The 24,608-nt window shown below is 58.5% G+C and carries 21 protein-coding genes and 1 riboswitch; of the genes, 12 read left to right on the top strand and 9 right to left on the bottom strand.

The genetic code is table 11. The features are described 5' to 3' along the window. Window positions 1-52: 52 nt before the first annotated feature. Window positions 53-856: a glycosyltransferase family 2 protein gene (locus B9Q17_RS12710; protein ID WP_227498357.1), complete on the top strand. Its 804-nt coding sequence runs from the start codon at window positions 53-55 to the stop codon at window positions 854-856. 16 nt (window positions 857-872) lie between these two features. On the opposite strand, the gene B9Q17_RS12705 is transcribed toward B9Q17_RS12710, so the two are convergent. The 4 genes from B9Q17_RS12705 to lpxL are packed head-to-tail and all read right to left on the bottom strand — an operon-like array spanning window position 873 to window position 4,915. After that, window positions 873-1,880, bottom strand: a complete 1,008-nt coding sequence (locus B9Q17_RS12705; protein WP_022989905.1) for a glycosyltransferase — start codon at window positions 1,878-1,880, stop codon at window positions 873-875. After that, the gene (locus B9Q17_RS12700; RefSeq protein ID WP_094625498.1) at window positions 1,877-2,986 is read right to left on the bottom strand and encodes a glycosyltransferase family 4 protein; all 1,110 of its coding nucleotides are present in this window, start codon (window positions 2,984-2,986) and stop codon (window positions 1,877-1,879) included. The genes B9Q17_RS12705 and B9Q17_RS12700 overlap by 4 nt, the downstream gene beginning before the upstream one ends. After that, the gene (locus B9Q17_RS12695) at window positions 2,983-3,948 is read right to left on the bottom strand and encodes a mitochondrial fission ELM1 family protein (protein WP_022989903.1); all 966 of its coding nucleotides are present in this window, start codon (window positions 3,946-3,948) and stop codon (window positions 2,983-2,985) included. Before B9Q17_RS12695 ends, B9Q17_RS12700 begins: the two co-directional genes overlap by 4 nt. Before the next feature lie 4 nt (window positions 3,949-3,952). Beyond that, entirely contained in the window at window positions 3,953-4,915 is a 963-nt protein-coding gene (lpxL, locus tag B9Q17_RS12690; protein ID WP_199452536.1) for an LpxL/LpxP family Kdo(2)-lipid IV(A) lauroyl/palmitoleoyl acyltransferase, read from the bottom strand. Between the two features lie 102 nt (window positions 4,916-5,017). Between lpxL and waaA the strand changes: the two genes are divergently transcribed. Then, the gene (gene waaA / locus B9Q17_RS12685; RefSeq protein WP_094625497.1) at window positions 5,018-6,271 is read left to right on the top strand and encodes a lipid IV(A) 3-deoxy-D-manno-octulosonic acid transferase; all 1,254 of its coding nucleotides are present in this window, start codon (window positions 5,018-5,020) and stop codon (window positions 6,269-6,271) included. 46 nt (window positions 6,272-6,317) lie between these two features. Here waaA and B9Q17_RS12680 read toward each other — a convergent pair whose 3' ends face one another. Next, a complete protein-coding gene (locus B9Q17_RS12680) occupies window positions 6,318-7,682 on the bottom strand; it encodes a TolC family outer membrane protein (protein ID WP_094625496.1) in 1,365 nt (454 codons plus the stop codon). Between the two features lie 137 nt (window positions 7,683-7,819). Beyond that, a riboswitch (TPP riboswitch) is annotated at window positions 7,820-7,933 on the top strand. 80 nt (window positions 7,934-8,013) lie between these two features. Between B9Q17_RS12680 and thiC the strand changes: the two genes are divergently transcribed. From thiC to cpdA, 4 genes are all read left to right on the top strand, one after another. Next, complete coding sequence (gene thiC, locus B9Q17_RS12675; RefSeq protein ID WP_094625495.1) at window positions 8,014-9,891, top strand: phosphomethylpyrimidine synthase ThiC; 1,878 nt, start codon at window positions 8,014-8,016, stop codon at window positions 9,889-9,891. A gap of 465 nt (window positions 9,892-10,356) precedes the next feature. Further along, window positions 10,357-10,977, top strand: coding sequence for an NUDIX domain-containing protein (locus B9Q17_RS12670; RefSeq protein ID WP_094625533.1), 621 nt, complete (start codon window positions 10,357-10,359; stop codon window positions 10,975-10,977). Further along, the gene (locus B9Q17_RS12665) at window positions 10,974-11,459 is read left to right on the top strand and encodes a DUF1249 domain-containing protein (protein WP_094625494.1); all 486 of its coding nucleotides are present in this window, start codon (window positions 10,974-10,976) and stop codon (window positions 11,457-11,459) included. The genes B9Q17_RS12670 and B9Q17_RS12665 overlap by 4 nt, the downstream gene beginning before the upstream one ends. A gap of 165 nt (window positions 11,460-11,624) precedes the next feature. Continuing rightward, window positions 11,625-12,431: a 3',5'-cyclic-AMP phosphodiesterase gene (gene cpdA, locus B9Q17_RS12660; protein WP_094625493.1), complete on the top strand. Its 807-nt coding sequence runs from the start codon at window positions 11,625-11,627 to the stop codon at window positions 12,429-12,431. Window positions 12,432-12,514: 83 nt separating this feature from the next. Here the strand turns inward: cpdA and metE are convergent, their stop codons facing one another. Beyond that, window positions 12,515-14,785 (bottom strand): 5-methyltetrahydropteroyltriglutamate--homocysteine S-methyltransferase, encoded by a 2,271-nt coding sequence (metE, locus tag B9Q17_RS12655; RefSeq protein ID WP_094625492.1) that lies wholly within the window; start codon window positions 14,783-14,785, stop codon window positions 12,515-12,517. Window positions 14,786-14,896: 111 nt separating this feature from the next. Between metE and B9Q17_RS12650 the strand changes: the two genes are divergently transcribed. The 3 genes from B9Q17_RS12650 to B9Q17_RS12640 are packed head-to-tail and all read left to right on the top strand — an operon-like array spanning window position 14,897 to window position 17,430. Further along, entirely contained in the window at window positions 14,897-15,787 is an 891-nt protein-coding gene (locus B9Q17_RS12650; RefSeq protein ID WP_094625532.1) for a LysR family transcriptional regulator, read from the top strand. Window positions 15,788-15,834: 47 nt separating this feature from the next. Further along, the gene (gene gcvH / locus B9Q17_RS12645) at window positions 15,835-16,227 is read left to right on the top strand and encodes a glycine cleavage system protein GcvH (RefSeq protein ID WP_094625491.1); all 393 of its coding nucleotides are present in this window, start codon (window positions 15,835-15,837) and stop codon (window positions 16,225-16,227) included. Window positions 16,228-16,233: 6 nt separating this feature from the next. After that, window positions 16,234-17,430, top strand: a complete 1,197-nt coding sequence (locus tag B9Q17_RS12640; protein ID WP_058341514.1) for a class I SAM-dependent rRNA methyltransferase — start codon at window positions 16,234-16,236, stop codon at window positions 17,428-17,430. Window positions 17,431-17,522: 92 nt separating this feature from the next. On the opposite strand, the gene B9Q17_RS12635 is transcribed toward B9Q17_RS12640, so the two are convergent. Next, window positions 17,523-18,179 carry a histidinol-phosphatase gene (locus B9Q17_RS12635; protein WP_094625490.1) on the bottom strand — a complete coding sequence of 219 codons (657 nt, stop codon included), beginning with the start codon at window positions 18,177-18,179 and terminating at the stop codon, window positions 17,523-17,525. 171 nt (window positions 18,180-18,350) lie between these two features. Here B9Q17_RS12635 and B9Q17_RS12630 point away from each other — a divergent pair, with 171 nt between their 5' ends. From B9Q17_RS12630 to B9Q17_RS12620, 3 genes are all read left to right on the top strand, one after another. Continuing rightward, window positions 18,351-18,863: an RNA pyrophosphohydrolase gene (locus tag B9Q17_RS12630; RefSeq protein WP_022989890.1), complete on the top strand. Its 513-nt coding sequence runs from the start codon at window positions 18,351-18,353 to the stop codon at window positions 18,861-18,863. 29 nt (window positions 18,864-18,892) lie between these two features. Continuing rightward, a complete protein-coding gene (ptsP, locus tag B9Q17_RS12625; RefSeq protein WP_022989889.1) occupies window positions 18,893-21,199 on the top strand; it encodes a phosphoenolpyruvate--protein phosphotransferase in 2,307 nt (768 codons plus the stop codon). Between the two features lie 87 nt (window positions 21,200-21,286). After that, a complete protein-coding gene (locus B9Q17_RS12620) occupies window positions 21,287-22,528 on the top strand; it encodes a patatin-like phospholipase family protein (protein WP_094625489.1) in 1,242 nt (413 codons plus the stop codon). A gap of 77 nt (window positions 22,529-22,605) precedes the next feature. Here B9Q17_RS12620 and hslU read toward each other — a convergent pair whose 3' ends face one another. Both hslU and hslV read right to left on the bottom strand, forming a co-directional pair. Next, window positions 22,606-23,937, bottom strand: coding sequence for an ATP-dependent protease ATPase subunit HslU (gene hslU, locus B9Q17_RS12615; RefSeq protein WP_094625488.1), 1,332 nt, complete (start codon window positions 23,935-23,937; stop codon window positions 22,606-22,608). Between the two features lie 11 nt (window positions 23,938-23,948). Then, entirely contained in the window at window positions 23,949-24,479 is a 531-nt protein-coding gene (hslV, locus tag B9Q17_RS12610; protein WP_022990117.1) for an ATP-dependent protease subunit HslV, read from the bottom strand. Window positions 24,480-24,608 lie beyond the last annotated feature (129 nt).

Genomic DNA, 24,608 nt, shown 5'->3' with positions numbered 1-24,608 from the left:
GCGCTAACTCGGCAGTGTTTGGGGCCGAGTAGGGGCCAGTTTGCGGGTGTTTATGATGAAACTGCCGTTATCGGTTTACTACATCACGTTGAATGAAGAGGAAAGGCTGCCGGAATCTCTTGAGAAGGTGAAGGAATGGGCTGGTGAAATCATCGTTGTTGATTCGGGAAGCACAGACCGAACCTGTGAGCTAGCGGAGGCCGCAGGCGCCCGGGTGGTTTATCGGGAATGGGAAGGCTTTGCGAGCCAAAAGGCCTTTGCCGCCAGCCTTTGCGTGAATGACTGGGTGCTTGATCTGGATGCTGATGAAGTGCTTTCCGATACGCTGGTGCGCAACATCAAGCAGCTGTTCTCCAAGCCGATCTCTCCGGATGTCGCTGGCTATCGTATGCGCTGGGTTTTGTCGTCCCCCAACCCGAGGCACCCTTTTCGGCATGACAAGTCCAAGAAGATCCTGCGGCTTTACAACCGGAAACGGGCTGCGATCCATGCCGAAAAACACAGTAACGATGACCGGCCTAGAGTGCATACGGGTAGTGTGTTGGAGCTCAAAGGCGATGTCTTGCACAAGACATTGATCTCTCTGGAGCAGATGGAAAGAAAATACACTCAACTGTCCAGCGAGCAGGCCCGGTTCCTGTATGGGAAGGGCCGGCGAATTTCGACCCCGCGTTTGATGGTCGAATTTCCTTTGAAGTTTTTGAAGTATTACCTGATTCACCGCCAGGTATTGAATGGCTGGTTCGGGTTCAGTGTTTCTGTTGTGGCCGCTAACCGTAATTTCATGCGATTGGCGAAGGCAAGGGAGCTGCAGATGCTTGAGGGAATCAGTCGTTCCGGTGGCGAGGAGCGGTAAGACGCTCTCACAGGTACTATTCGGCTTGATACACTCTGACGGTTGCCTCTGCCATGCCCCTGAGCGTGAGATGTGTCTGCGCATAGTCAAATGCGGATTGCTCAGATTCTTGAAGACCACCCAGGTTGTTCAGTGCGCTAGCGATCACGTCGGCGATAGCCTGAGCGGAAATGTCCCTGGCGAGCGCGTTGTCTGGAAGCAGGTCGACACTGCCTGACACCGGGGTTGAGACAACCGGCAGCCCGGCCATCAAGGCTTCGATCAACACGTAAGGAAACCCCTCCCGCCTTGAGCTGATGATCATCATGTCGGCGTGGGACAATGTCGACGCCAGTGTTGTTTGGTGCCCTGCCATCGTCACAGCGTGTCTCAGGCCTTCATCGTCAATCAGCCGCTGCAGGTTTCTGGCTTCAGAGCCATCACCAAAGATGGTGAGGCGTGCCGTCGGAAAACGGTCATGTATCATGCTCCATGCCTGAATTAGCATATCGAAGCCCTTTACTGCCTCCAGTCTCCCAGCAGCAATGACGTTCGTTGTTTCGGGGAGTGGATAGTTGCCTTGAGGCGATTTAGGAGTTTCCTTCCGGATTCCATTGTAAATCAGATGACGGGACGGGTGACTCAGGCCCTCGTAGATCGACCCGCTGACGGCAATGACTTTGTCCAGCAGAAGGAAAGGGCGAAGGTTTGATTTGCTTCCGTGAATAGTCCCTACGGTTTGCCAGGTCTGACGAGGCAACCTGCCCAGTATGAGGGCAGCTTTATTGCCGTGGGCGTGGGCGACATCAGGAGAAACCCGCTTCAATATCCGGGAAACGCACCAACGAAGCCAAGGGTTGTTTCGGCTCAGCTTCATCGGGCACGGGTGAAACTCGGCGAATGGGAAGTGCGAGCGGTAGTCGGGATGGGCGATTATGTGCACCTCGTGTCCGATGCCCGTGAGGGCTTCCGCCAGGTCCGCCACATGTTTTTCCATGCCCCCCCAGGCACTACCAGGCGTTGCGAATATCAGGGCGACCTTCAAACCGGTTTTCCGTTCAGGGTTTGTTGATAAACCCGAAGCGTAGCCTCCGTCTGCGCCCGCAACAAAAACCGCTCCGGCAATTCAATCTCCGGCCGGGGCTTATCCAGCAGGCCCAGCACCGCACTGGCGAAGGCCCCGGTATCATCCGGCGTAACCAGTCCCTCGCGGAAACAGGCCTGCAGGGTTTCAGCCGCACCGCCCCGGTTGTAAGCCACCACCGGTGTGCCGGACGCCAGGGCTTCGGTTACCGTCCGCCCGAAGGGTTCAGGCTTGGTGGACATATGGCAAACCACGTCGGCCAGCAGGTAAAGATTAGTCATGTCGTTGCGCTGCCCCAGGAAGGTGACCTTGCCGGTCAGGTCCAGGCGGCTGCGTTCTTTTTCCAGCTCTTGCAGAAATCTTTCCTTACCGGGCTCTGCGCCGCCAACGATGATGCCGTGACAGTCCGGCCGTTGGCGCACGATTCTGGTCATGGCTTCCATGAAATGCAGCTGGCCTTTCCAGCGGGAAATCCGGCCGGGCATCATGATGATCTTCTTGCCAGCCAGTTGTGGAAAACGCGATAGCAGGATATCCAGCCACTGGTCGTTGATGGCGCGGTTACGGAAGGCGTCGATGTTTACGCCGCGCTGGATTACCGTCAGTTTGTCGTCCGGAACATGGAAGTTTGTCTGCACGTAATCCCGCACGCAGTTAGACACTGCAATCACCTGGTCTGCCTTGGCCATGATGGCGCTGTACGGATTGACGGAATACATGCCGTGGAAGGTTGAGACTATGGCCGGGTGTTCGTTCCGTGGCAGTGTTTTCAGGGCCAGGTGGATAATCCATGCGGGCATCCTTGAGCGCACGTGCACGATATCTGGCTTGAGCTCTTGCAGCAGTTTGCGCATTGGTAAAACCTGCCCGAACGAGGCGGGTGTTTTACGGTGAATTGGCATGTGGATATGGGTCGAGCCCTGGCCGCGAACCTGTTCGGCCATTGGTCCACCGTTGGAGACCACGAATGACTGATGGCCGCGTTTGACCAGTTCTGCCGCAAACTCTACGGTGCCACGTTCCACGCCACCGCTGTACAAGGCGGGCAAGGCCTGCAGTATTTTCACGGTCGTTGCTCCTTGTCTTGTCTGGGCTGGAGAAGGCGGGGAAATCGTTCGATGATCCAGCGCGCTGCTCTGTCGGCTTCCCATAGCCTCGGGTGTTGTGGCCGGTGTTCTGCCATTACGCTGGCATGGTCGCTCCAGTGGGCGACCAGCCCCAGCCGGGCTAAGCGGCTAATGCCATTAACCACCCGGCTGCTAGCCCGGGGGGGCAGGTCGAAAATGCCGGTAGGAACGCCAGAGGTGACGGCTTCACACACCATGGACATGCTGTCTGGCGTTACCCAGACAGCCCGGGAGGTTGCCAGTTGGTGCTTCAGCCAGTCGTCGTAGGTCTGGCTGTGGTGAACAACCAAGATGTTTTCGTTTTGAAGTTCCGTCAGTCTCCGGTAAAAAGCCTCCGGTGTGCGCCGGGAATCGCTGATGGTCCAGTGCCACCGGGGGTATCGGGCAATCAGGTCGCTGATCTGCGAGGTGATTGTGTCGTTGTTCCAGTCAAAGTGTTCCGAGGGACCACCGACGAGTATGAGTGCGTTGGGCTTGCCGGTCAGTTCGGACAGCGGCGTGATTGCATTGATGACGCCCTCCGTGTTCAGCACGGTTTTTGAAGGTTTTACGTCGTCGTGGGCGGGAATGATGGCGCCATCTACCCAGTTAAGGGGAAAGGCTGGTTTCATCAGTACCAGTGTTTTTGCCTTGCGGTACCGGCGCAGGGCCAGTAGCAGCCGGTGAGTGCCGGAACCCGCCGCAACAATCAGGTCAGGTTGGGGCAAGGCCTTGTCCAGAGTGGGAGCGAGCCCGAGCAAAGCCCGCCAGAGCGGCACGGTGTAATCCGCAGCGTTTAACCAATACAGCTTTGCGCCCGTGAGTGCGCGCAAACGCCCGGCAAGGCCTCGCAACTGGTTGCGGTGGCCGGGTTTGTTGTCGGTAATCAGCCAGATGACCGGCGCCTGCGCATCGTCTTCCAAGGGACTAGCCTTTTTTCTTGCGTTTGCGGCCGTAGAAGCCGGGGTCGTCTTTGTCCGGCCGGGTTTTGAAGCGGCGGTGCATCCAAAGGTACTGATCCGGCGCCTTGCGGATTTCCTGTTCGATAATGGCGTTGATGCGTGTAGCATCTTGCAGGTCATCGCCGGTCGGGAAATTTTCCAGCGCCGGCTGGAAATAGATGTCGTAGCCCGGTTTGTCTTCGCGGCGGAAGTGGCTGAACGGCACTACCTTGCATTTGCTGCGCTCCACAATCCGGGACGTGGCGGTAATGCTGCCGGCCGGAATGCCGAAGAAAGGGGCAAAAACGATGTCTTTGCGGCCGTAATCCTGGTCGGTGGCGTACCACACCGCGTGATTCTGCTTCAGGCACTTGAACAAGCCGCGCAGGTCCTTGGCGCCCAGCACCGTGCCATAGCGCCGGCCCCGGGCACGGGTCATCACCGCGTTCATCAGCGGGTTGTTGTGGTCCCGCTGCATCACGTCCGCTTCAATAAACTCGGTAACCAGGCTGCCCCCCAGGTCCAGCGTGCTGTAATGGCCGCCCAGAAGCAGCACGCCGTGGCCGCCTTCCAGCGCTTTCTCAAGATGCTCCACGCCATGAACCTGCGTGATGCCAGTGAGTTTTGCCGGGTTTCGGAACCAGGCAATGCCCAGTTCCATCACGCCAATGCCGTTGGCGATAAAGGCATTGCGCACCAGTGCGTCCTGTTGGTGCTTGTTCAGCTCCGGAAAACACAGCCGGATGTTGGTTTCGGTAATATGTCGCCGGCTCTTCGCCAGTTTCCAGGCAACCAGGCCGATCATCTTTCCCAGCCACCACTGAAAACGAATGGGTAACTGCGCAGCCAGCCACATCACCGCAATGCCCAGCCAGGTTGGCCACCAGCGGGGATGGCGGTAAGCTGAGTAGTCGGTGTTTCTGGGGAGTTTGCGGTACTTCTTTTTCAAAATCGTGAATCCTGCATCGACAAACGTTTTACCGGGGGGCAAGATGCCCATCCACAGCAAATTTATCCCTATGATAACGCACTGTTTTGCCGGGAGTCCTGCGTGTTCCAGTTTATCTATTCCCTGCTGATCCGGCTCGCCCTGCCGTTTATCCTTGTCCGGCTCTGGTGGCAAGGCCGCAAGGCGCCGGCGTTGCGGCAAGACTGGCAACATCGCCTTGGGCTGGCGCCCCAACTGCACGGCCCGGTGATCTGGGTGCATGCGGTTTCGGTCGGTGAAACCATTGCTGCCGGCCCAATGGTACGGCGCCTGTTGGCCCGAAACCTGGGTGCGACCATTCTGATGACCGCCATGACCGACACCGGGTTGGCCCAGGCCCGTAAGATGTTTGGTGACAGGGTAGCCTATGCCTACGCCCCTTACGACACGCCGGGAGGTATTCGGCGTTTCCTTAATCGGGTTAACCCCCGCATTCTGGTGATCATGGAAACGGAAATCTGGCCCAATATGATCCGCCAGTGCCGACACCGTCGGGTGCCTGTTTTTCTGATCAATGCCCGCCTGTCTGAACGATCTGCCCGGGGGTATGAACGGGTTCGGGGCGTGGTAGCACCTATTATCAAAAGCATCAGCTGGGTGGCCGCGCAGGCCGAAAAAGACGCGGAGCGGTTTCGTCGTATCGGAGTGGCTCCGGGCAATGTGGAAGTTACCGGCAGCGTAAAATTCGATGTGGATATTCCTGATGATGTCCGTGCGGCCTCCGTCAGCTTCCGGAAATCCCTGGGTGAGCGCCCCGTCTGGATTGCCGGCAGCACCCACACCGGAGAAGACGAGCAATTGCTGGCGGCTCATCGCCAGATTCTGGTTCAGCACGCCGATGCCTTACTCATCATTGTGCCCCGGCATCCGGAGCGGTTTGATTCGGTAGCTGAGATGGCTCAAGGCGAGGGCTTTTCCGTGGTTCGCCGGTCAACAGGAGCATCTCCCGCTGGTGCGGAGGTGTATCTTGGCGACACCATGGGAGAGCTGATGATGCTTTACGGGGCCAGTGACCTCGCCTTCGTGGGTGGCTCACTGATCGAGCGGGGAGGGCACAATCCGTTGGAGCCTGCGGCCTGGGGTATTCCGGTGTTCTCCGGTACTCATGTGTTTAATTTCGAGACAATCTATCATCGCTTACTGGATGATCAGGGTGTCCAGTTGGTCGGAAATGCGGATGAGCTGGCGCAGGCGATCTGTTCACTGATGGACGATCCGGAGGCGCTGAAGGCATACGGTGAGAGGGCGCTGGGGGTTGTTAACAAGAACCGGGGTGCGCTGGATAAAGTCGTGGAGGGTATTACGGAGCGGTTGTAACTCCGGGCGCCGCAAGGGCACCCGGAATTTTGCACGGTTAGCCCGCTTACTGCATCGGGTCGCCCAGTGTTTTTCCTTCTTCGGCCAAGGCTTCAATGCCCCGGGCGCCTTCGCTGAGCCAGTTGTTCAGATCAATCAGGTCCTGCGGGCTCAGGGTGCCTGCCGCCTGCTTCAGTTGCAGGGTGTTGATCACGTAGTCATAGCGGGCGTTGGCGTAATCCCGCAGGGCCACGTAGTACGCACGTTCTGCATCCAGCACTTCCACAATGTTCCGGGTACCTACATCATAGCCGGCGCGGGTTGCATCCAGTGCACTGCGGCGGGAGATGATGGTCTGCTCAAGGGCAGAGGCTGTCTCCACGTTGTTGTTCACGGTCAGGAACAGGCTGCGGGTGTTCACCTGTACATCCCGGCGTGTAGTGTTCAGGTCCTGCTCGGCCACGGTTACCAGGGAGCGCTGTTGGCGCACGCCGGCTTCAGTGCCACCGCCCATGTACAGGGGAACGTTCAGCTGCAGGCCGATGACGCCTTGTGATCCTTCAAACTGGCTGGCGTTTTCCCGGCCATGAATGTCGGTTTCACTGTATGACGCAGTAAGGTCAAGAGTCGGCAGATGGCCGGACTTGGCCACTTTGAGGTTAGCCTCACTGGCGTTTAGCTGCGACATGGCCGCCTGAATCGCCCAGTTCTGGTCGAGCGCAGTATTTTCCCAGTCATTCGGGTTCATCGGCTCCGGGCGGCCCAGCGGGAAGTTCTCCCGCAGGTTTTCCAGGTCTTCCGCGTATTCACCGGTCAACCGGGCCAATTGTTCGCGCGCCACGTTCAGCAGGTTCTCGGCGGCGATGCGCTGGCTCTTGCTGTCGTCGTAGCTGGCGCGGGCCTCGTACACTTCGGTGATCGCAATCAGGCCTACGTCGAAACGCTCCTGGGCCTGTTCGTACTGGCGCTGGATGGCGGCTTCGGTAGCGCGCGCGGTGGTAACGGTATCCTGGGCGCGCAGCACGTTAAAGTAGGCGGTGGCCACGTCCAGAATCAGTTGCTGCTGGGCCAGGTTGTACTGGGCCTGGGCGGCTTCGGTCTGGAACTGGCTGGCGTCGTAGCGGAACCAGTTGTCAGCCCGGAAAATGGGTTGAGTAAGCTGTACGCCGTAGCTGAATGGGCGGTTGTTTGTGGCAGAGCCCCTTTTGGGATCTGCAGAAACATGGCTGCCCTCAGCAAACGCACCAATCTGCGGCAACAAAGAACTCTTGCTCACATCACTGGCGGCCTGCTGGGCCTGGAACTGTGCCATGGCAGAGGCAATGCCGGAGTCGTAAGACAGGGCTTTTTCGTAGGTTTCCATCAGATCCAGAGCAAGCGCAGGCTGGGCTGCGAGCAGGGTGATCAATCCTGGAAGTAAACGTTTTTTCATTGGTTCTCCTGAAATGCTGACTCCGGGAATCTGCCCGGCAATGACCCAAAGGTATTGGTTGACCATTATGGACAATAATCGTTCCCGTCTCTAGACTTGCTAAGTCCACGTATTTTGTGGACAAACGAATTCAGAATCGCGTCTTGACGGGGTGCTGATCTGCCGGAAACCGGCAGTCGGCTGAGATTGCAACGCAGAACCCGCGACCTGATCCGGATAATACCGGCGTAGGGATTAAGGCCAGATGAACCGCGACACTAAGCCTGTAGGGCAATTTGTCGCAACTCCGTCATACGCGACCCGATACCACAAGACCATCCGGGAGCAGATCATGACGGACTTACCAGCATACCTCAGCGACTCCGCAAAAGTAGACTCCGCAGCAATCAAACCATTACCAAGCTCACGAAAAATATACGTGCAGGGTAGCCGACCCGATCTGCGGGTGCCAATGCGGGAAATTACCGTGGGCGACACCCCCACTGAAATGGGTGGCGAAAAGAACCCGCCCGTGGTGGTGTACGACACCTCCGGGCCCTACACAGACCCGGAAGCCACTATCGATCTGCGTAAGGGCTTGCCGCCGGTTCGCGCCGCCTGGATTGCCGAACGGGGCGATGTAGAGCAACTGGACGGCTACACCTCCGAATTCACCCGCCGCCGCATGAAAGACCCTCAGCTTGATCCCCTGCGCTTTATGGACGAGCGAAAGCCACTGCGCGCCAAGCCCGGAAGAAGCGTATCCCAGATGCACTATGCTCGCCAGGGCATTATTACGCCGGAGATGGAATACGTTGCCATCCGGGAAAACATGAAGCTGCAGGAGGCCCGGGCCAACGGCTTGCTGGCGGACCAGCACCCCGGCCAGTCCTTCGGTGCCAACCTGCCGCCTGAAATCACCCCCGAGTTTGTTCGGGATGAAGTGGCCTGCGGCCGCGCCATCATCCCCGCCAACATCAACCATCCGGAAACCGAGCCGATGATCATCGGTCGCAACTTCCTGGTGAAAATCAACGGCAACATCGGCAACTCGGCGGTGACCTCGTCCATCGAAGACGAAGTAGAAAAACTGACCTGGGGTATCCGCTGGGGTTCCGACACGGTGATGGACCTGTCCACCGGCAAGAACATCCACGAAACCCGCGAGTGGATCATCCGCAACTCCCCGGTTCCCATCGGCACCGTGCCTATCTATCAGGCGCTGGAAAAGGTGGGCGGCGTTGCGGAAGACCTGACCTGGGAAATCTTCCGGGACACCCTGATCGAACAAGCCGAGCAAGGCGTGGATTACTTCACTATCCACGCGGGTGTTCGTTTACACCACGTGCCCCTCACCGCCAAACGCACCACCGGCATCGTCTCCCGGGGTGGCTCCATCATGGCCAAGTGGTGTCTGGCGCACCACAAGGAAAGCTTCTTGTATGAGCACTTCGAAGACATCTGCGAAATCATGAAGGCCTACGACGTCTCCTTCAGCCTCGGTGACGGCCTGCGCCCGGGGTCCATTGCCGATGCCAACGACGCGGCACAATTTGGCGAGCTGGAAACCCTGGGAGAACTTACCAAGATTGCCTGGAAGAACGATGTTCAGTGCATGATCGAAGGCCCCGGCCACGTGCCCATGCACCTGATCAAGGAGAACATGGACAAGCAGCTGGAATGCTGCGACGAAGCCCCGTTCTACACCCTCGGCCCGCTGACCACGGATATTGCCCCGGGCTATGACCACATCACCTCCGGCATCGGCGCGGCGATGATCGGCTGGTATGGCTGCGCCATGCTTTGCTACGTCACCCCGAAAGAGCATCTGGGCCTGCCCAATAAAGACGACGTGAAAACCGGCATCATCACCTACAAAATCGCCGCCCACGCTGCCGATCTCGCCAAAGGCCACCCAGGCGCCCAGATCCGCGATAACGCCCTGTCCAAGGCCCGCTTCGAGTTCCGCTGGGAAGACCAGTTCAACCTCGGCCTGGACCCGGACACCGCCCGCGCCTACCATGATGAAACCCTGCCAAAGGAATCCGCCAAAGTGGCCCACTTCTGCTCCATGTGCGGGCCGAAGTTCTGTTCCATGAAGATTTCACAGGAAGTGAGGGATTACGCAGCAGAACAGGGCATTGACGAAGTTTCGGCGATTGACGCCGGCATGGAGGCCAAGTCTCGGGAGTTCGTGGAGTCTGGCTCCAAACTTTACGACAAGGTTTGAGGTTGGAGTTTGTGAGCACCTAGCCTTTTGGTTGGGTGCTTAGAGCCGGGGTGGTGGGCCGGTTCAGAAAACGCTCAAGCCATCCGTGGGCGCTTCTGCTCCGCCATCCATGGCTCCGCAAATTTCTGAACCGGCCCACCACCCCGGCTCAATCGATCTCCGGAAGTAAGCGCTCTTGAGCGATGATCAGGTGATCCAAGATGGTCGATGGTTCGCAAATAATGTACTTAATGTTCAGCGGACTGTAAAAATGCTCGAGGCGGGCCTTGGGACGTCCTTTCCAAAAATTTGCGGAGCCATGGATGGCGGAGCAGAAGCGCCACATGGACGTGCCGCAAGGAGCGGTTTTTGGAAAGGACGTCCCAAGGACCGCCAAACTTCGGGCTAGAAGGCTGGGGCCGTAACTTGCAGCTTCACCATCATTACCGCTATCGTTCCAAGCCGAACACCAAACCGGAAACCCGAATGCCGAAACCGTTCCAGTTCAACGCCAGCGACGTCAAAATCGAAAAATGCGAAACCGTCTTCCAGGGCTTCTTTCGCATGGACAAACTCTGGCTGACCCACCCGCGCTTTGACGGCCGCGACATGCCCACCTTCACCCGCGAACTCTTCATCCGCGGCGACGCCACCTGCGTGCTCCCCTACGACCCGCAAAGGGATGAAGTCGTACTGCTGGAACAATTCCGCCTCGGCGCCCTGGGCCGCAACCAATCCCCCTGGTTGCTGGAGCTCGTAGCTGGAATGAACGAAGAAGGCGAAAGCCCGGAAGACGTGGCGCAGAGGGAAGGGCAGGAAGAGGCCGGGTTAAATTTCAGCCGGCTGGACAAGATCTGTGATTACCTAGTTTCCCCCGGCGGCACCACCGAGATGATCCACCTTTACTGTGGCCAGGTCAGCACTGCCGAAGCCGGTGGTATTTTCGGTATGGAGCATGAACACGAAGACATTCTCAGCCACGTGGTCAGCGCCGACGAGTGCTTCGCCATGATTGCCGATGGCCGCATTAACAATGCCGCTGCGATCATTGCTATCCAGTGGCTACAGCTGAACCGCGACAGGCTGCGCCGGGAGTGGTTGGCATGACTGAGTGGGTGAAGCGTCCCAAGTCCTATGTGCCGGATTTACGCCAGCTGGGTGCGTTGTGTGATGGCAACTATCAGCGGCTCCGCAAACTGCGGCAGCTGGAATCCGATGGCAAGCCGGTGTGCGAGTTTGAATTGCACCGGGAGAACCAGTACCTGGGGCGAGTGCGGATTGAAGCGCTGCAAACGGCAAAGTTCACCGAAACCCTGTTGCTGGAGCAGGTGCACAACAGCGGCCGCTGGTTGAATAATCCCCAGATGACCGTGCGGGTCTACCACGATGCAATGATGGCGGAAGTCATCAGTTGCTACCGGCAGCGCCAGATCGCGCCGGTGAACGATTACCCGAACCGTTTTATGCATCACCCCGATGAAAAGGTTCAGGTGAATGGTTTCCTGGCCGACTGGCTGGACTACTGTTTGCGCTTCGGGCACCTGCCTATGGAGAATGCCGTCTGGTCGGCGGGTGAGGGGATCGACTAGACAGCATCTCACTCTGCCTGTGGTGAAGTTGTCAAAAACTGCAAAAATTTTGTGTCTGCGGGCCAGAATGTGAACAATCTACGATTTTACATTAATCAAAAGGAACCCGGCCATCGTACACTCGTTGTAACTTCAACCGTTTGCCCCGAACAGAACAGGTCCTGAATGTCTGACCACCAATCTGCCCGCCCGCTAAAAGTCTTACAGCTGACAGACCCGCACCTGATGGCACGGGAAAATGGTGCCCTGCTGGGGGTGAACACCCGCGAAAGCCTGTCGGCCGTCATTGAAGAGGCTCTGCGCAGCCATGGCCAGCCGGACCTGGTGCTGGCCACCGGCGATATCAGCCAGGACGCTTCCGTGGCTTCCTACCATTATTTCGGGCAGAAACTGGAGGTTTTCCAGTGCCCGTCTGCATGGATTGCCGGCAATCACGATGATTCAGCCACCATGTACGCCGTTGCGGATGAATTCGACGCCCGGCGCCGGCAGTTTGTGCTTGGGGGCTGGCACTTCGTTATGCTGGATTCCTCCGTACACGGGAAAGTGCATGGAGAACTTTCGGCGGACGAATTGGCGTTCCTGGACCAAACCCTGTCGGAACACCCGGGCTTGCCCACCATGGTTTGCCTGCACCATCACCCCGTCGATATCGGCTCGGACTGGATGAACCAGATAGGCCTCAAAAACCGTGAGGCTTTCTGGCAGGTGATCGACCGGCACACGAACGTCAGAGGCGTGCTCTGGGGGCACATCCATCAGGAGCTTCAGCAGCAGCGCAACGGCGTGCAGCTAATGGCCTCTCCGTCGACCTGTATTCAGTTTACGCGAGGTTCCACTGATTTTGCGGTAGAACCGCTAGCCCCGGGCTACCGTTGGTTTGAGCTCGATCCTTCCGGCAACATCACCACAAAAGTCTGCCGCGCAGAGCAGTTCCGGTTCAACCTGGATGAAGGTAGCGCCGGCTACTAGCCGATCAAGATGTCCCTATATATTCCCAATGGCTGACCTGCACGCCGGTTTGTAACATATAGGGACAAAACTGTGCGCGAGTGTCAGGCCCGCAGTGCTTGCGCAGCCGCCACCATCGTCTCCAGGGCCGGGGTTACTTCCTCCCACTTGCGGGTTTTCAATCCGCAATCCGGGTTAATCCACAGCCGCTCTGCCGGGATGCGCTCTGCCGCCAGGGTCATCAGGTTGATGATGTGGTCCTTGTCCGGAATGTTGGGCGAGTGGATGTCATACACGCCCGGCCCGATATCGTTCGGGTATTCAAAGTTCCGGAAGGCATCCAGCAGTTCCATATCTGACCGCGAGGTTTCAATGGTGATCACATCGGCATCCATGCGGGCGATGGCTTCGATGATGTCGTTGAACTCCGAATAACACATGTGGGTGTGGATCTGGGTGCCGTCTTCCACGCCATTGGCAGCAATGCGGAAGCTGTTGATAGCCCAGTCCAGGTAGTTTGCCCAGTCTGACTGCCGCAGTGGCAGGCCTTCGCGCAGGGCGGCTTCGTCGATCTGGATGATGTTCACGCCGGCTTTCTCCAGATCCTGCACTTCCTCGCGAATGGCCAGGGCCAGTTGCAGGCAGGAGTCTTTTCGGGGTTGGTCGTCCCGCACGAAGGACCAGTTCAGAATGGTCACCGGGCCGGTCAGCATACCCTTCACCGGTTTGTCGGTGAGAGACTGGGCGTAGCGGATCCAGTCCACAGTCATTGCCCTGGGCCGGCGAATGTCGCCAAACAGAATGGGCGGTTTCACGCAGCGGGAGCCATAGGACTGTACCCAGCCGAAGCGCGTAAAGGCGTAGCCATCCAGCTGTTCACCGAAGTATTCCACCATGTCGTTGCGCTCGGGTTCGCCGTGCACCAACACATCCAGCCCCAGTTTTTCCTGCTCTTCGATGCAGCGGGCGATTTCTGCCTGCATCTGCTCGGTGTATTGCGTGTCGCTCAGCTCGCCTTTGCGGAACTGCAGGCGGGCCTGGCGGATTTCCGGGGTTTGCGGGAAGGAGCCAATGGTGGTGGTCGGGAATGCCGGCAGGCTAAGAATTTGCCGTTGTTTGGCGATTCGCTGGGGGTAGGGGCTTTGGCGATTACCCAGCTCTGGCGTTACCGCAGCAACGGCTTTTTGAACGGTAGGGTTGGTTACCCGGCTGGATCTGCGACGGCTTTCGATGGCGATACGGTTTTCAGCCAGTTCGCTGCGCACGGCGGTGCGACCTTCGTTAAGTGCTTTTGCAAGCGTTTGCAGCTCATCGAGTTTCTGCACTGCAAAGGCCAGCCAGCTACGGATTTCGGTATCCAGCTCCTGCTCACGGGCCAGGTCGACCGGCACGTGCAGCAGTGAACAGGAGGGCGCCAGCCACAGGCGCTCGCCCAGCTTTTCGTTCAGTGGTTCGAGCCAGTCCAGAATATTGTTCAGGTCGGATTTCCAGATGTTGCGGCCATTGATCACGCCCAGCGAGAGAATCTTGTGGCTCGGCAGCCAGTCCGCCACCCGGCTGACTTCTGCCGGTGCGCTCACGGCATCAATGTGCAGCCCGGCCACCGGCAGTTCGCAGGCCAGTTGCAGGTTGTCCCGGAGTTCTCCGAAGTAGGTGGCCAGCAGCAGTTTCGGGCGATTGGCCTTGAGCTGGTGATAGGCCAGGTTGAAGGCATAGCGCCAGTTGGCGTCCAGGTCGGTCACCAGGGCCGGTTCATCAATCTGTACCCAGTCAGCGCCGGCATCGGCCAGGGCTTCCAGCAGTTGCGAATACGCAGGCAGCAGGCGTTCCAGCAAATCCAGTCGGTTACTGCCATCGGAGGTTTTGCCCAGCCAGAGATAGGTCACCGGGCCAATGATCACGGGTTTGGCCTTAACGCCCTGTGCCTGCGCCTCGGCCAACTGGCTTAGCAAGCGTTCGGGGTTCAGTTCAAAGCGCGTGTCGGCGGTAAATTCCGGCACAATGTAGTGATAGTTGGTGTCGAACCACTTGGTCATCTCGCCCGCCGCGGTGGCGCAACAGGGGCTGTCATTGGCGCCCCGGCCCCGGGCGGCGCGGAAATAGGCGTCCAGCTCCGAGCCTTGCTTGCCTGCGGCTCTCTCAGGCAGGTTGCCCAGTGTCACGGACATGTCTAACACCTGGTCGTACAGGGAAAAATCTCCCACAGGTACGAAATCCAGCCTGGCCTGTTGCTGCCAGTGGTGCCGACGCAGGTCAGTGGCGGTGATTGCCAGCTCCTGCTCGGTTTGCCGGCCGGCCCAGTAATCTTCCAGTGCAAATTTCAGCTCCCGCTGTCCGCCAATGCGGGGGAAGCCCAGGTTGTGTGTGGTTGCCATGATCAAATCCTTGAATCTGTGTGTTGAATCAGGAGCTAAGGTTAGGCGGGTGATTGCATGAATAAAAATGGTATTATTTCAGCATTCAATGAAAAAAATTCACGGATGGTCATGATCGAACGAAATCACCTGGAGATTCTGCGCGCTGTTGAACGGCAGGGTTCGCTGACGGCTGCGGCCGAACAGCTGCACCTTACCCAGTCGGCGTTGTCCCATGCCATGCGAAAGCTGGAGCAGCAGCTGGGTACGCCTGTCTGGCTTCGGGAAGGCCGCCAGTTGCGGTTTACCCAGGCCGGCAATCAGCTGCTGGGGCTGGCGAATCGGTTGCTGCCACAGTTTGAGCATGCAGAAATGCAGATCCGCCAGATTGCCAAAGGCCAGCGAGGCAGCTTGCGGGTGGGTATGGAATGCCATCCCTGTTACCAATGGCTGTTGAAGGTCGTCGGCCCCTACTTGCAGCAATGGCCGGATGTTGATGTGGATGTAAAACAGGAGTTCCAGTTCGGTGGCATGGGCGCGTTGTTCGGCCATGACATCGACCTGCTGGTGACCCCGGACCCGCTGCACAAGCCCGGCGTGTGTTTCGAGCCGGTATTCGATTATGAGCAGGTGCTGGTCGTCCCCGAAACCCATCCGCTGGCGGGCGAGCACTGGGTAGAACCCCATCAGCTCGAGCAGGAAACCCTCATTACCTATCCGGTTGCGGTCGAGCGCCTGGACATTTTTACCCGGTTCTTCCTGCCCGCCCATACTGGTCCGGCTCGGCATAAAACCATTGAAACCACTGACATCATGTTGCAGATGGTGGCTGCAGGGCGGGGCGTGAGTGCGCTGCCCCGCTGGCTGGTGGATGAATACGCCCGCAACCTGCCTATAAAAGCCCTGAAACTGGGCCAGCAGGGCATGCCCAAACAGATCTTTCTGGGCTTCCGGGAGCGCGACGAAGCCGTGGATTACCTGAACGCGTTCGTGAAGCTGGCCCGGAGCATTCGCTGGAACTAATCTCTTCGGTTAAACTGCGCGGAAAATTTCAACAGGACACACAAATCATGAGCGACATTCCTGCAGATCTGAAATACATCGAGACTCACCAATGGGTGCGGGTAGAGGCTGACGGCACGGCTACTGTGGGCATCACCGACTTTGCCCAGGAGCAACTGGGCGACGTGGTCTACATCGGCGTGCCCGAACTGGGCGTGACTGTAAACGGTGGTGAGGAAGCCGGTGTGGCAGAATCCGTTAAGTCAGCGTCTGACGTATTCAGCCCGGTGACCGGTGAGGTTATCGAGATCAATGAAAAGCTTGAAGACGAGCCGGAAATCGTCAATGAAGACCCGTATGGCGATGGCTGGATGTTCAAGGTGAAGCTGGCCGATGAAGGCGAGCTTGACGGCCTGATGGATGCTGCGGCGTACGCAGAACACGTGGCCGCTGAGGAATAAGCATTGATGGACTTTCCCGTTCTCTACCTGCGCAAAGGCGCAGAGCGCCGTCTCCGTGCCGGCCACTTGTGGGTTTACAGCAATGAAGTGGACACCCAGCGCAGCCCGCTGCCCGGGTTTGAGCCCGGCTCGCAGGTGCAGGTGCGTGCTTCGAATGACAAGCCCATGGGTATCGCCTTTGTGAATCCTCATGCGTTGATTTGCGGCCGGCTGATCAGCCGGGATGCGGACCATGGCATGACGCCGAAGCGCTTAACCGACCGCATGGAGGCAGCACTGAGTCTGCGGGAAAGATTGTTTCACAAACCGTTCTACCGCTGGGTCTTTGGCGACAGCGATGGCCTGTCTGGCCTGGTGGTTGACCGCTTTGACGACGTAGTCGTGGTGCAAATCTCCACCGCCGGCATGGAGCAAATGAAAGACGCCATCGTACGAGCCGTTCAGCGCCTGGCCCATGCCCGCATTATCGTGCTGAAAAACGATGGCAAGATGCGCAAGGTGGAAGGCCTGGATACCTACGTGGAATTTGCTCATGGCCCGGAAGCCGACACCGTTCTGGTAGAAGAAAACGGCGCCCGCTTTGAAGTGCCATTGGCTGGCGGCCAGAAAACCGGCTGGTTCTACGACCACCGCATGAACCGCCAGCGCCTTCAGGCCTATGCGCCCGGCAAGAAAGTGCTGGATGTGTTCAGCTACGTGGGTGGTTGGGGTATTCAAGCGGCTTGTGCGGGTGCATCCCAGGTGACCTGTGTAGACGCGTCTTCATCGGCCGTGGATGCGGTGCATCACAATGCCAAACTGAACGGGCTGGAGAATGTAGACACGATTGAAGGCGATGCCTTCGACGCCCTGAAAGCCCTCGCAGACGAGAAAGAAAAGTTCGACATCGTAGTACTGGACCCGCCCGCACTAATTCCCCGCCGCCGTGACCAGAAAGCCGGCGAGCAGGCCTATGCTCGCCTGAATCAATTGGGGCTCAGGCTGCTGGAGCGTGATGGACTGCTGGTATCCGCATCTTGCTCCATGCATTTGTCCCAGGAAAAGCTGATCGACATTATCCGGGGCAGCGGCCGCAAGATCGACCGGTTTGTGCAGCTGCTGGAGCAGGGCCACCAGGCGCCTGATCATCCGATCGTGCCGGGGATTCCGGAGACCGACTATATCAAGTCGTGCTTTGTGCGCTCTCTTACCGGGTTTTTGTGATCGCCGCCAGGGGAGAATGGCGGTAGAGAAGGGTGGGGTCTGACCCGTAGGGTCAGACCCCTTTGTATCCGTCAGGGTTGGTGCACCAAGCCTTACCCCCGCAGCGACATAACCTGCCAGCCATTCGCAATAGCCGTCTTCTCCAGCGTCGGGTCCGGGTCTACGGCCACCGCATTCGCCACCTGTTTTAGCAGCGGCAAATCATTGTGGGAATCGCTGTAGAACCATGCACCGTCCAGGCTCTCGTTATGGGCGGCCAGCCAGTCATTCAGCCGCACCACCTTGCCTTCCTGGAAGCTCGGCGTACCTGCCACTTCGCCGGTGAACTTGCCGTTTACCAGCTCCGGTTCCGTGGCAATCAGGTGGTCTACGCCCAGTAACTCGGCAATCGGTTCGGTAATAAATCGGTTAGTGGCGGTGATGATCATCAGCGTATGACCCTGCTCGCGGTGATCTGCCAGCAGTTTCGCGGCCTTGTCTTGCATCATCGGCTGAACTTTCTTGGCCATAAAGGCTTCGCGCCAGCTTTCCAGCTCATCCATGCTGTGCCGGGTTAACGGAGCCAGTACAAAGCGCTGATAGTGGAAAACGTCCAGCTCGCCGTTCAGGTATTCCTCATAGAAGCGGTCATTGGCCCGCTTGTACTCTTCGGCATCCACCATGCCTTCTTCCACCAGAAACTCACCCCATGCGTGGTCGCTGTCACCATTGAGCAGGGTGTTGTCCAGATCAAAAATTGCGAGCGTCAAGCCGTTTCCTCCCATCGTTACAGGCTTCGTAGCAAGGCGCACAGTCTAGCATGACCTGCCGCCAACGGCTCCGTTTGCCGAACCCTTGGGATTCTGTAAGAATGAGAGCAACTTGGACAATTTCCGCCGGTTACAAATTAACCGGCAGCCGACTTTAACGAGGACTGTGCCGTGATCGACTCAGACGGTTTCAGACCCAACGTCGGAATCATTCTGGCCAACCACAGGGGCGAAGTTCTCTGGGCAAGGCGAATAGGGCAGGACTCCTGGCAGTTTCCGCAGGGTGGTATCAAGCACAATGAATCACCGGAAGACGCGCTGTATCGGGAGCTTGGAGAGGAAATCGGCCTCAGTGCCAGCGATGTGGAAATCATCAGCTGCACCCGGGGCTGGCTGCGATACCGTCTTCCGCGAAGGATGGTACGCCACAACTCGCACCCCGTTTGTGTGGGGCAAAAACAGAAATGGTTCCTGCTGAGGATGTTATCGCCAGACGCGCATGTACGCGTGGATGGCACGGATTCACCGGAGTTCGACGGCTGGCAGTGGGTAAGCTACTGGTATCCGTTGGGGCAGGTGGTCTCATTCAAGAGAGAAGTATACAGACGTGCGCTGAGAGAACTGGCTCCCAGACTGTTCCATAACATGGAACAGTGGCATCGGAGTGAGCAGAACCGGCGTTGAAGGAACATCAGAAATGACGGACTGACTCCATGCTGAGCATCCTGCGAAGTCTAGTACAAGAGGTGAACAGCGCCCGCGATCTGAACGAGGCGCTGGAGATCATCGTATCGCGGGTGCAGAAAGCCATGAACACCGAGGTCTGCTCCGTTTACCTGCTGGACCCGGCCTCCAACCGTTACATCCTGATGGCCACAGAAGGCCTGTACAAGGATTCTGTGGGCAAGGTCAGCCTGGCCTATTCCGAGGGTCTTGTTGGCCTGGTGGGTTCCCGCGAAGAACCCATCAACCTGGAAGACGCCCCTTCCCATCCGCGCTACCGCTACTTTCCTGAAACCGGTGAGGAACGATTCCGTTCCTTCCTCGGTGTGCCCATTATCCACCACCGCCGCGTACTTGGAGTGCTGGTCGTCCAGCAGCGGGAAAGCTCCCGGTGCTTTGATGAAGGGGAAGAGGCATTCCTGGTCACCGTATCAGCCCAACTGGCCGGGGTGATCGCCCACAGTGAAGCCACGGGCGCGATCAGTGGCTTGTCGCTTACCGGTGAAGAAACCCAGGACGTCAGCTTCAACGGCGTGCCCGGCGCTCCGGGTGTGGCCATTGGCACTGGCGTAGTTGTGTATCCGGCGGCAGACCTGGACCTGGTGCCCGAGAAGCCCACCGAGGAGATCGAGCAGGAACTGGCGCTGTTCCAGTCCGCCGTGCAGGCAGTACGGGAAGACATCGAACGGGTAGCGAACCGGCTCGCGTCCCAGCTGCGCCCGGAAGAGCAGGCACTGTTCGACGTGTATCTGCGCATGCTCAGCGATGAAGCGCTGCCCGGCGAGGTGGTCAACAAGATCCGCGAAGGCATCTGGGCTCAGGGCGCCCTTAAGCAGGTGGTTCAGCAGTACATCCGGCATTTCGAGATGATGGACGACCACTACCTGCAGGAGCGGGTGGTGGATATCCGGGATCTCGGCCGCCGCCTGCTGTCACATTTGCAGGAAGGTGAGCAGAAGCATCTGGAATATCCCGAGCATACGATACTGGTCAGTGACGAAATCACTCCGGCCATGCTCGGGGAAGTGCCCAAAGGCCAGCTTGTGGGGCTGGTATCTGTAAAGGGCTCCAGTAACTCCCACGTGGCCATCCTGGCCCGGGCCATGGGCGTACCCACGGTGATGGGCCTGGTGGACATCCCGGTGAACCAGCTGGATGGCAGGGAACTGATTGTCGACGGTTTCGAAGGGCAGATTTTCGCCTCGCCCTCGGCGGATCTGCGGGCCTTCTATCAGGCTATTTGCGATGAAGAAAACGAGCTGATTCGCGGCCTGGAAGCCCTGCGGGACAAACCCTGTGAAACCACCGACGGCCACCGGGTCGCGTTGCTTGTAAATACCGGCCTGATGACCGATGTATTGCGGTCGCTTTCCCATGGCGCCGAGGGTATTGGCCTGTACCGCACCGAAGTGCCGTTTATGATCAAGGATCGCTTCCCCTCCGAGCAGGAGCAGCGGGAATACTATCGGGAGCAGTTGGAGGCATTCGCGCCCAACCCGGTTACCATGCGTACCCTGGACATTGGCGGCGACAAGGCCCTGACCTATTTCCCCATCCAGGAAGAAAACCCGTTCCTGGGCTGGCGTGGCATCCGGGTTACCCTGGACCACCCGGAAATCTTCCTGGTGCAGGTGCGGGCCATGCTCAAGGCCAGCGAGGGCCTGAACAATCTGCAGATCATGCTGCCTATGATCAGCAATATCTCCGAGGTGGAGGAGTCTCTGCACCTGATTTACCGGGTCTATCACGAGGTTCGGGAAGAAGGTTACGACATTCACATGCCCAAGGTGGGCGTGATGGTGGAAGTGCCGGCTGCGGTGTACCAGATTCGCGAACTGGCCGAGCGCGTCGATTTCCTGTCGGTAGGCTCGAACGACCTTACCCAGTACCTGCTGGCGGTGGATCGCAACAACCCCCGGGTGGCCCAGCTTTACCACTCCTATCACCCGGCTGTGCTGCAGGCCCTGGTGCGGATTGCGCAAGACGCCCACTCCGTTGGCAAGCCGGTGGGAATCTGTGGCGAGCTGGCCGGTGATCCGGGCGGTGCCTTGTTGCTGATGGCCATGGGTTACGATTCGCTATCTATGAACGCAGCCAGCCTGCCCAAGGTGAAATCGGTTATTCGCAGTATCGACCGGGAATGGGCGATCCAGTTGCTGGAAGATGTATTGCTGCTGGATTCTCCCCATGTGATCAAGAGCTGCGTTGACCTGGCCATCCGAAATGCTGGTTTCGGCCGCTACCTGCGGCCGGTGAAGTCCTCCCCCGTTGCGCTGGCGGAACAGGCCGTTTCCTGATTTTCCGGTGGTTATAGGGTGCGCACTCTAAAAACCGTTGTTAGGTTAGTAGGGTAAATTCGCTGCAGTAACCGTGAAGGACAGCCGATGAAGCAGTCGACCGAGCTTAAATCCGCACCACGCATAGGCCTCGCCCTTGGTGGCGGCGGTCCGTTGGGCGGTATTTATGAAATCGGTGCCCTGCGGGCGCTGGATGAAGCGCTGGACGGCCTCGACTTCAACAATGTGGACGTGTACGTAGGTGTGAACTCCGGCTCCTTTGTGGCCGCCAACCTGGCCAACCAGGTGACCACCGCCCAGCTGTGCCGGATCTTTGTGCGCAGCGAAGCCGAGGTGCATCCCTTCCATCCGGAAGTGTTCTACCGCCCGGCGCTCCGGGAGTACGGTAACCGCTTGCTGGCCGTGCCGAAGCTGATTTCCACCGCTATCAACCGTTTCGTCAACAATCCCTACGACCAGAGCCTGCTGGAAGCCATGACCATCCTGGCCCAGGCGGCCCCGGCGGGGCTGTTCGACAACGAAGGTCTTCATGATTACCTGCGCCGGGCGTTCACCATGCTGGGGCGCACTAACGACTTCCGGCAACTGAAGCACCGGCTGTACGTGGTGGCTGCAGATGTAGAAAGCACCGAAGCCGTGTGTTTCGGAGCGCCGGGTTTCGACCACGTGCCCATTTCCAGGGCGGTACAGGCCAGCACGGCGTCTCCAGGCTTGTATGTGCCGGTAGACGTAGACGGCCGTTACTATGTAGACGGCACCCTGAGAAAAGGTCTGCATGCATCCGTCGCTTTCGAGGATGGTGCGGACCTGGTGCTGGCGGTTAATCCGCAAGTGCCCATCGATGCCAGCGCTGCCGTGCGGGCCGGCACCATGCAGCCGGGGGACCTCACCCGCTCGGGCATGCCCAACCTGTTGTCCCAGATGTTCCGCACCATGGTCTATTCGAGAATGCAGTCGGGCATTGCCCAATACGCCCGGGATTACCCGGACAAAGACATCCTGCTGTTCGAACCTACCCGGGACGATGCCAAGCTGTTCTTCTCCAACGTATTCAGCTTCCAGAGCCGCCGCATGGTGTGCGAACACGCCTACCAGATGACCAGGCGGGACCTGCTCAGCCGGGCCGATGAACTGGAGCCAAAACTGGCGAAATACGGCATCAAACTGCGTCGGGACCGCCTGGAAGACGAACAGCGCACCATCTCCACCAGCCTGTATGGCGAACTGTTACCGCTGTACGTGGCCAAGGGCCGCAAGAAACAAGCCGAGAAGGGCAAGCTGGCGAGCGGGCTGAGTAACGTTACCCATCTGTTTTCCCGGGCCCAGTAGGGCCGGGTCAGCGTTCGGGCACAAAAAAGGCCGGACGGGATAACTCCCTCCGGCCTTTTGCTTACCTGGCTGTCGGCTTACAGGATATACCGGCTCAGGTCTTCGTCTTCGGCCAGCTCGCCCAGTTTTTCGTCGACATAGGCGGCGGTGACTTCGAACACGTCGGTTACCTTGTCGCCGGCATCGTACGACAGGCTTTCCAGCAAGCGTTCCAGCACCGTATGCAGGCGGCGGGCGCCGATGTTTTCGGTGGTTTCGTTCACCTTGTAGGCCACTTCCGCAATGCGGGCAATCGCATCGTCTGCGAACGTCAGTTTCACGCCTTCGGTGCCCATCAGGGCTTCATATTGCTGCACCAGCGACGCGTCTGGCTCGGTCAGGATGCGTTTGAAGTCGTCCGGTGTCAGAGCTTGCAGCTCTACCCGGATCGGCAGGCGGCCTTGCAGTTCCGGAATCAGGTCAGACGGCTTGGACAGGTGGAACGCACCGGAGGCGATGAACAGGATGTGATCGGTACGCACGGCACCATACTTGGTGCTTACGGTGCTGCCCTCGATCAGCGGCAGCAAGTCACGCTGTACGCCTTCACGGGAGACGTCAGACGAGGTGTTCTCGGAACGCTTGGCCACCTTGTCGATCTCGTCGAGAAACACAATGCCGTTCTGCTCAACGGCCAACAGCGCTTTCTGCTTGATCTCTTCCTCGTTCACCAGCTTGGCGGCTTCCTCGTCCTTGGCCAGTTTCAGGGCATCTGCCACCTTCATCTTCCGGGTCTTACGCTTATCGGACGACAGGTTAGAGAACATGCTCTGCAGCTGGTTGGTCATCTCCTCCATGCCGGGAGGCGCCATAATCTCAACGCCGGCGCCGCTGCTGCGCAGGTCGATCTCGATTTCCTTGTCGTCCAGCTCACCTTCGCGCAGTTTCTTGCGGAACATCTGGCGAGTGGCGGAATCGTTGCTGGTACGCTGGCTGTCTTCGTTGAAATCCCGCGCCGGCGGCAGCAGGGCATCCAGAATGCGGTCTTCGGCCGCGTCCAGGGCACGGTTTTCGTGCCGTTTCATCTCCTTCTCACGGAGCATCTTCACGGCCATATCCGCCAGGTCCCGGATAATGGACTCCACATCCCGGCCGACATAGCCCACTTCGGTAAACTTGGTGGCTTCTACCTTCAGGAAGGGCGCGTCGGCCAGCTTCGCCAGGCGGCGGGCAATCTCGGTTTTACCCACGCCGGTGGGGCCGATCATCAGGATATTCTTGGGGGTAATCTCGTCACGCAGGCTGCTGTCCAGCTGCATCCGGCGCCAGCGGTTACGCAGGGCAATGGCCACGGCACGCTTGGCTTCCTGCTGGCCCACGATGTGTTTGTTAAGTTCGTGAACGATTTCACGGGGAGTCATTGCAGACATGGTCGCTCCGGTCAGTCTTTGATGGGCAGCACTTCCAGAGTGCGGTTCTGGTTGGTGTAGATGCAGATGTCGCCAGCAATCTCCAGCGCCTTCTCTGCAATCTCGTGGGCGCTCATATCAGTGTTCTCAAGCAGTGCCCGCGCCGCCGCCTGGGCAAAGGCCCCGCCGGAACCAATGGCAATCAGGCCCTGTTCCGGCTCGATGACATCACCGTTACCGGTAATAATCAGCGACGCAGTCTTGTCGGCGACGGCCAGCAAGGCTTCCAGCTTGCGCAGGGCCCTGTCACTACGCCAGTCTTTGGCCAGCTCCACCGCCGCGCGGGTGAGGTTGCCCTGGTGTTTCTCCAGCTGGGCTTCAAAGCGTTCAAAAAGGGTGAAGGCGTCTGCAGTGCCACCGGCAAACCCGGCAATAACCTGGCCGTTGTACAAACGGCGCACTTTGCGGGCGTTCCCTTTCATGACGGTGTTGCCCAGAGAAACCTGGCCGTCACCTCCCATGGCGACTTCATCGTCACGACGGACGGATACGATCGTAGTCATTATGGCTCCAGTTGCCTGTATCAAATTTTCATTTTGGTTTTATGGAGACGTTTCGCGGTAATTCAAGTGGCGTTTGCCGGAGAGCGGGCTTGGGAGCGGTTTGTTTGAGCCGAAGGTCGCGCAAGAGTT

This window comes from Marinobacter vinifirmus (assembly GCF_002258215.1).
Taxonomy (GTDB): Bacteria; Pseudomonadota; Gammaproteobacteria; order Pseudomonadales; family Oleiphilaceae; genus Marinobacter; species Marinobacter vinifirmus.
The sequence above is the reverse complement of the archived record's forward strand: the minus strand, read 5'-3'. Positions and strand labels throughout refer to the sequence as shown.

Excerpts from the sequence above, each read along its gene's own strand:
- B9Q17_RS12710 (WP_227498357.1), top strand. The coding sequence starts at position 53 with ATGATGAAACTGCCGTTATCGGTTTACTACATCACGTTGAATGAAGAG.
- B9Q17_RS12680 (WP_094625496.1), bottom strand. The coding sequence starts at position 7,682 with ATGAAAAAACGTTTACTTCCAGGATTGATCACCCTGCTCGCAGCCCAG.
- thiC (WP_094625495.1), top strand. The coding sequence starts at position 8,014 with ATGACGGACTTACCAGCATACCTCAGCGACTCCGCAAAAGTAGACTCC.
- B9Q17_RS12670 (WP_094625533.1), top strand. The coding sequence starts at position 10,357 with ATGCCGAAACCGTTCCAGTTCAACGCCAGCGACGTCAAAATCGAAAAA.
- B9Q17_RS12665 (WP_094625494.1), top strand. The coding sequence starts at position 10,974 with ATGACTGAGTGGGTGAAGCGTCCCAAGTCCTATGTGCCGGATTTACGC.
- cpdA (WP_094625493.1), top strand. The coding sequence starts at position 11,625 with ATGTCTGACCACCAATCTGCCCGCCCGCTAAAAGTCTTACAGCTGACA.
- metE (WP_094625492.1), bottom strand. The coding sequence starts at position 14,785 with ATGGCAACCACACACAACCTGGGCTTCCCCCGCATTGGCGGACAGCGG.
- B9Q17_RS12650 (WP_094625532.1), top strand. The coding sequence starts at position 14,897 with ATGATCGAACGAAATCACCTGGAGATTCTGCGCGCTGTTGAACGGCAG.
- gcvH (WP_094625491.1), top strand. The coding sequence starts at position 15,835 with ATGAGCGACATTCCTGCAGATCTGAAATACATCGAGACTCACCAATGG.
- B9Q17_RS12640 (WP_058341514.1), top strand. The coding sequence starts at position 16,234 with ATGGACTTTCCCGTTCTCTACCTGCGCAAAGGCGCAGAGCGCCGTCTC.
- ptsP (WP_022989889.1), top strand. The coding sequence starts at position 18,893 with ATGCTGAGCATCCTGCGAAGTCTAGTACAAGAGGTGAACAGCGCCCGC.
- B9Q17_RS12620 (WP_094625489.1), top strand. The coding sequence starts at position 21,287 with ATGAAGCAGTCGACCGAGCTTAAATCCGCACCACGCATAGGCCTCGCC.
- hslU (WP_094625488.1), bottom strand. The coding sequence starts at position 23,937 with ATGTCTGCAATGACTCCCCGTGAAATCGTTCACGAACTTAACAAACAC.
- hslV (WP_022990117.1), bottom strand. The coding sequence starts at position 24,479 with ATGACTACGATCGTATCCGTCCGTCGTGACGATGAAGTCGCCATGGGA.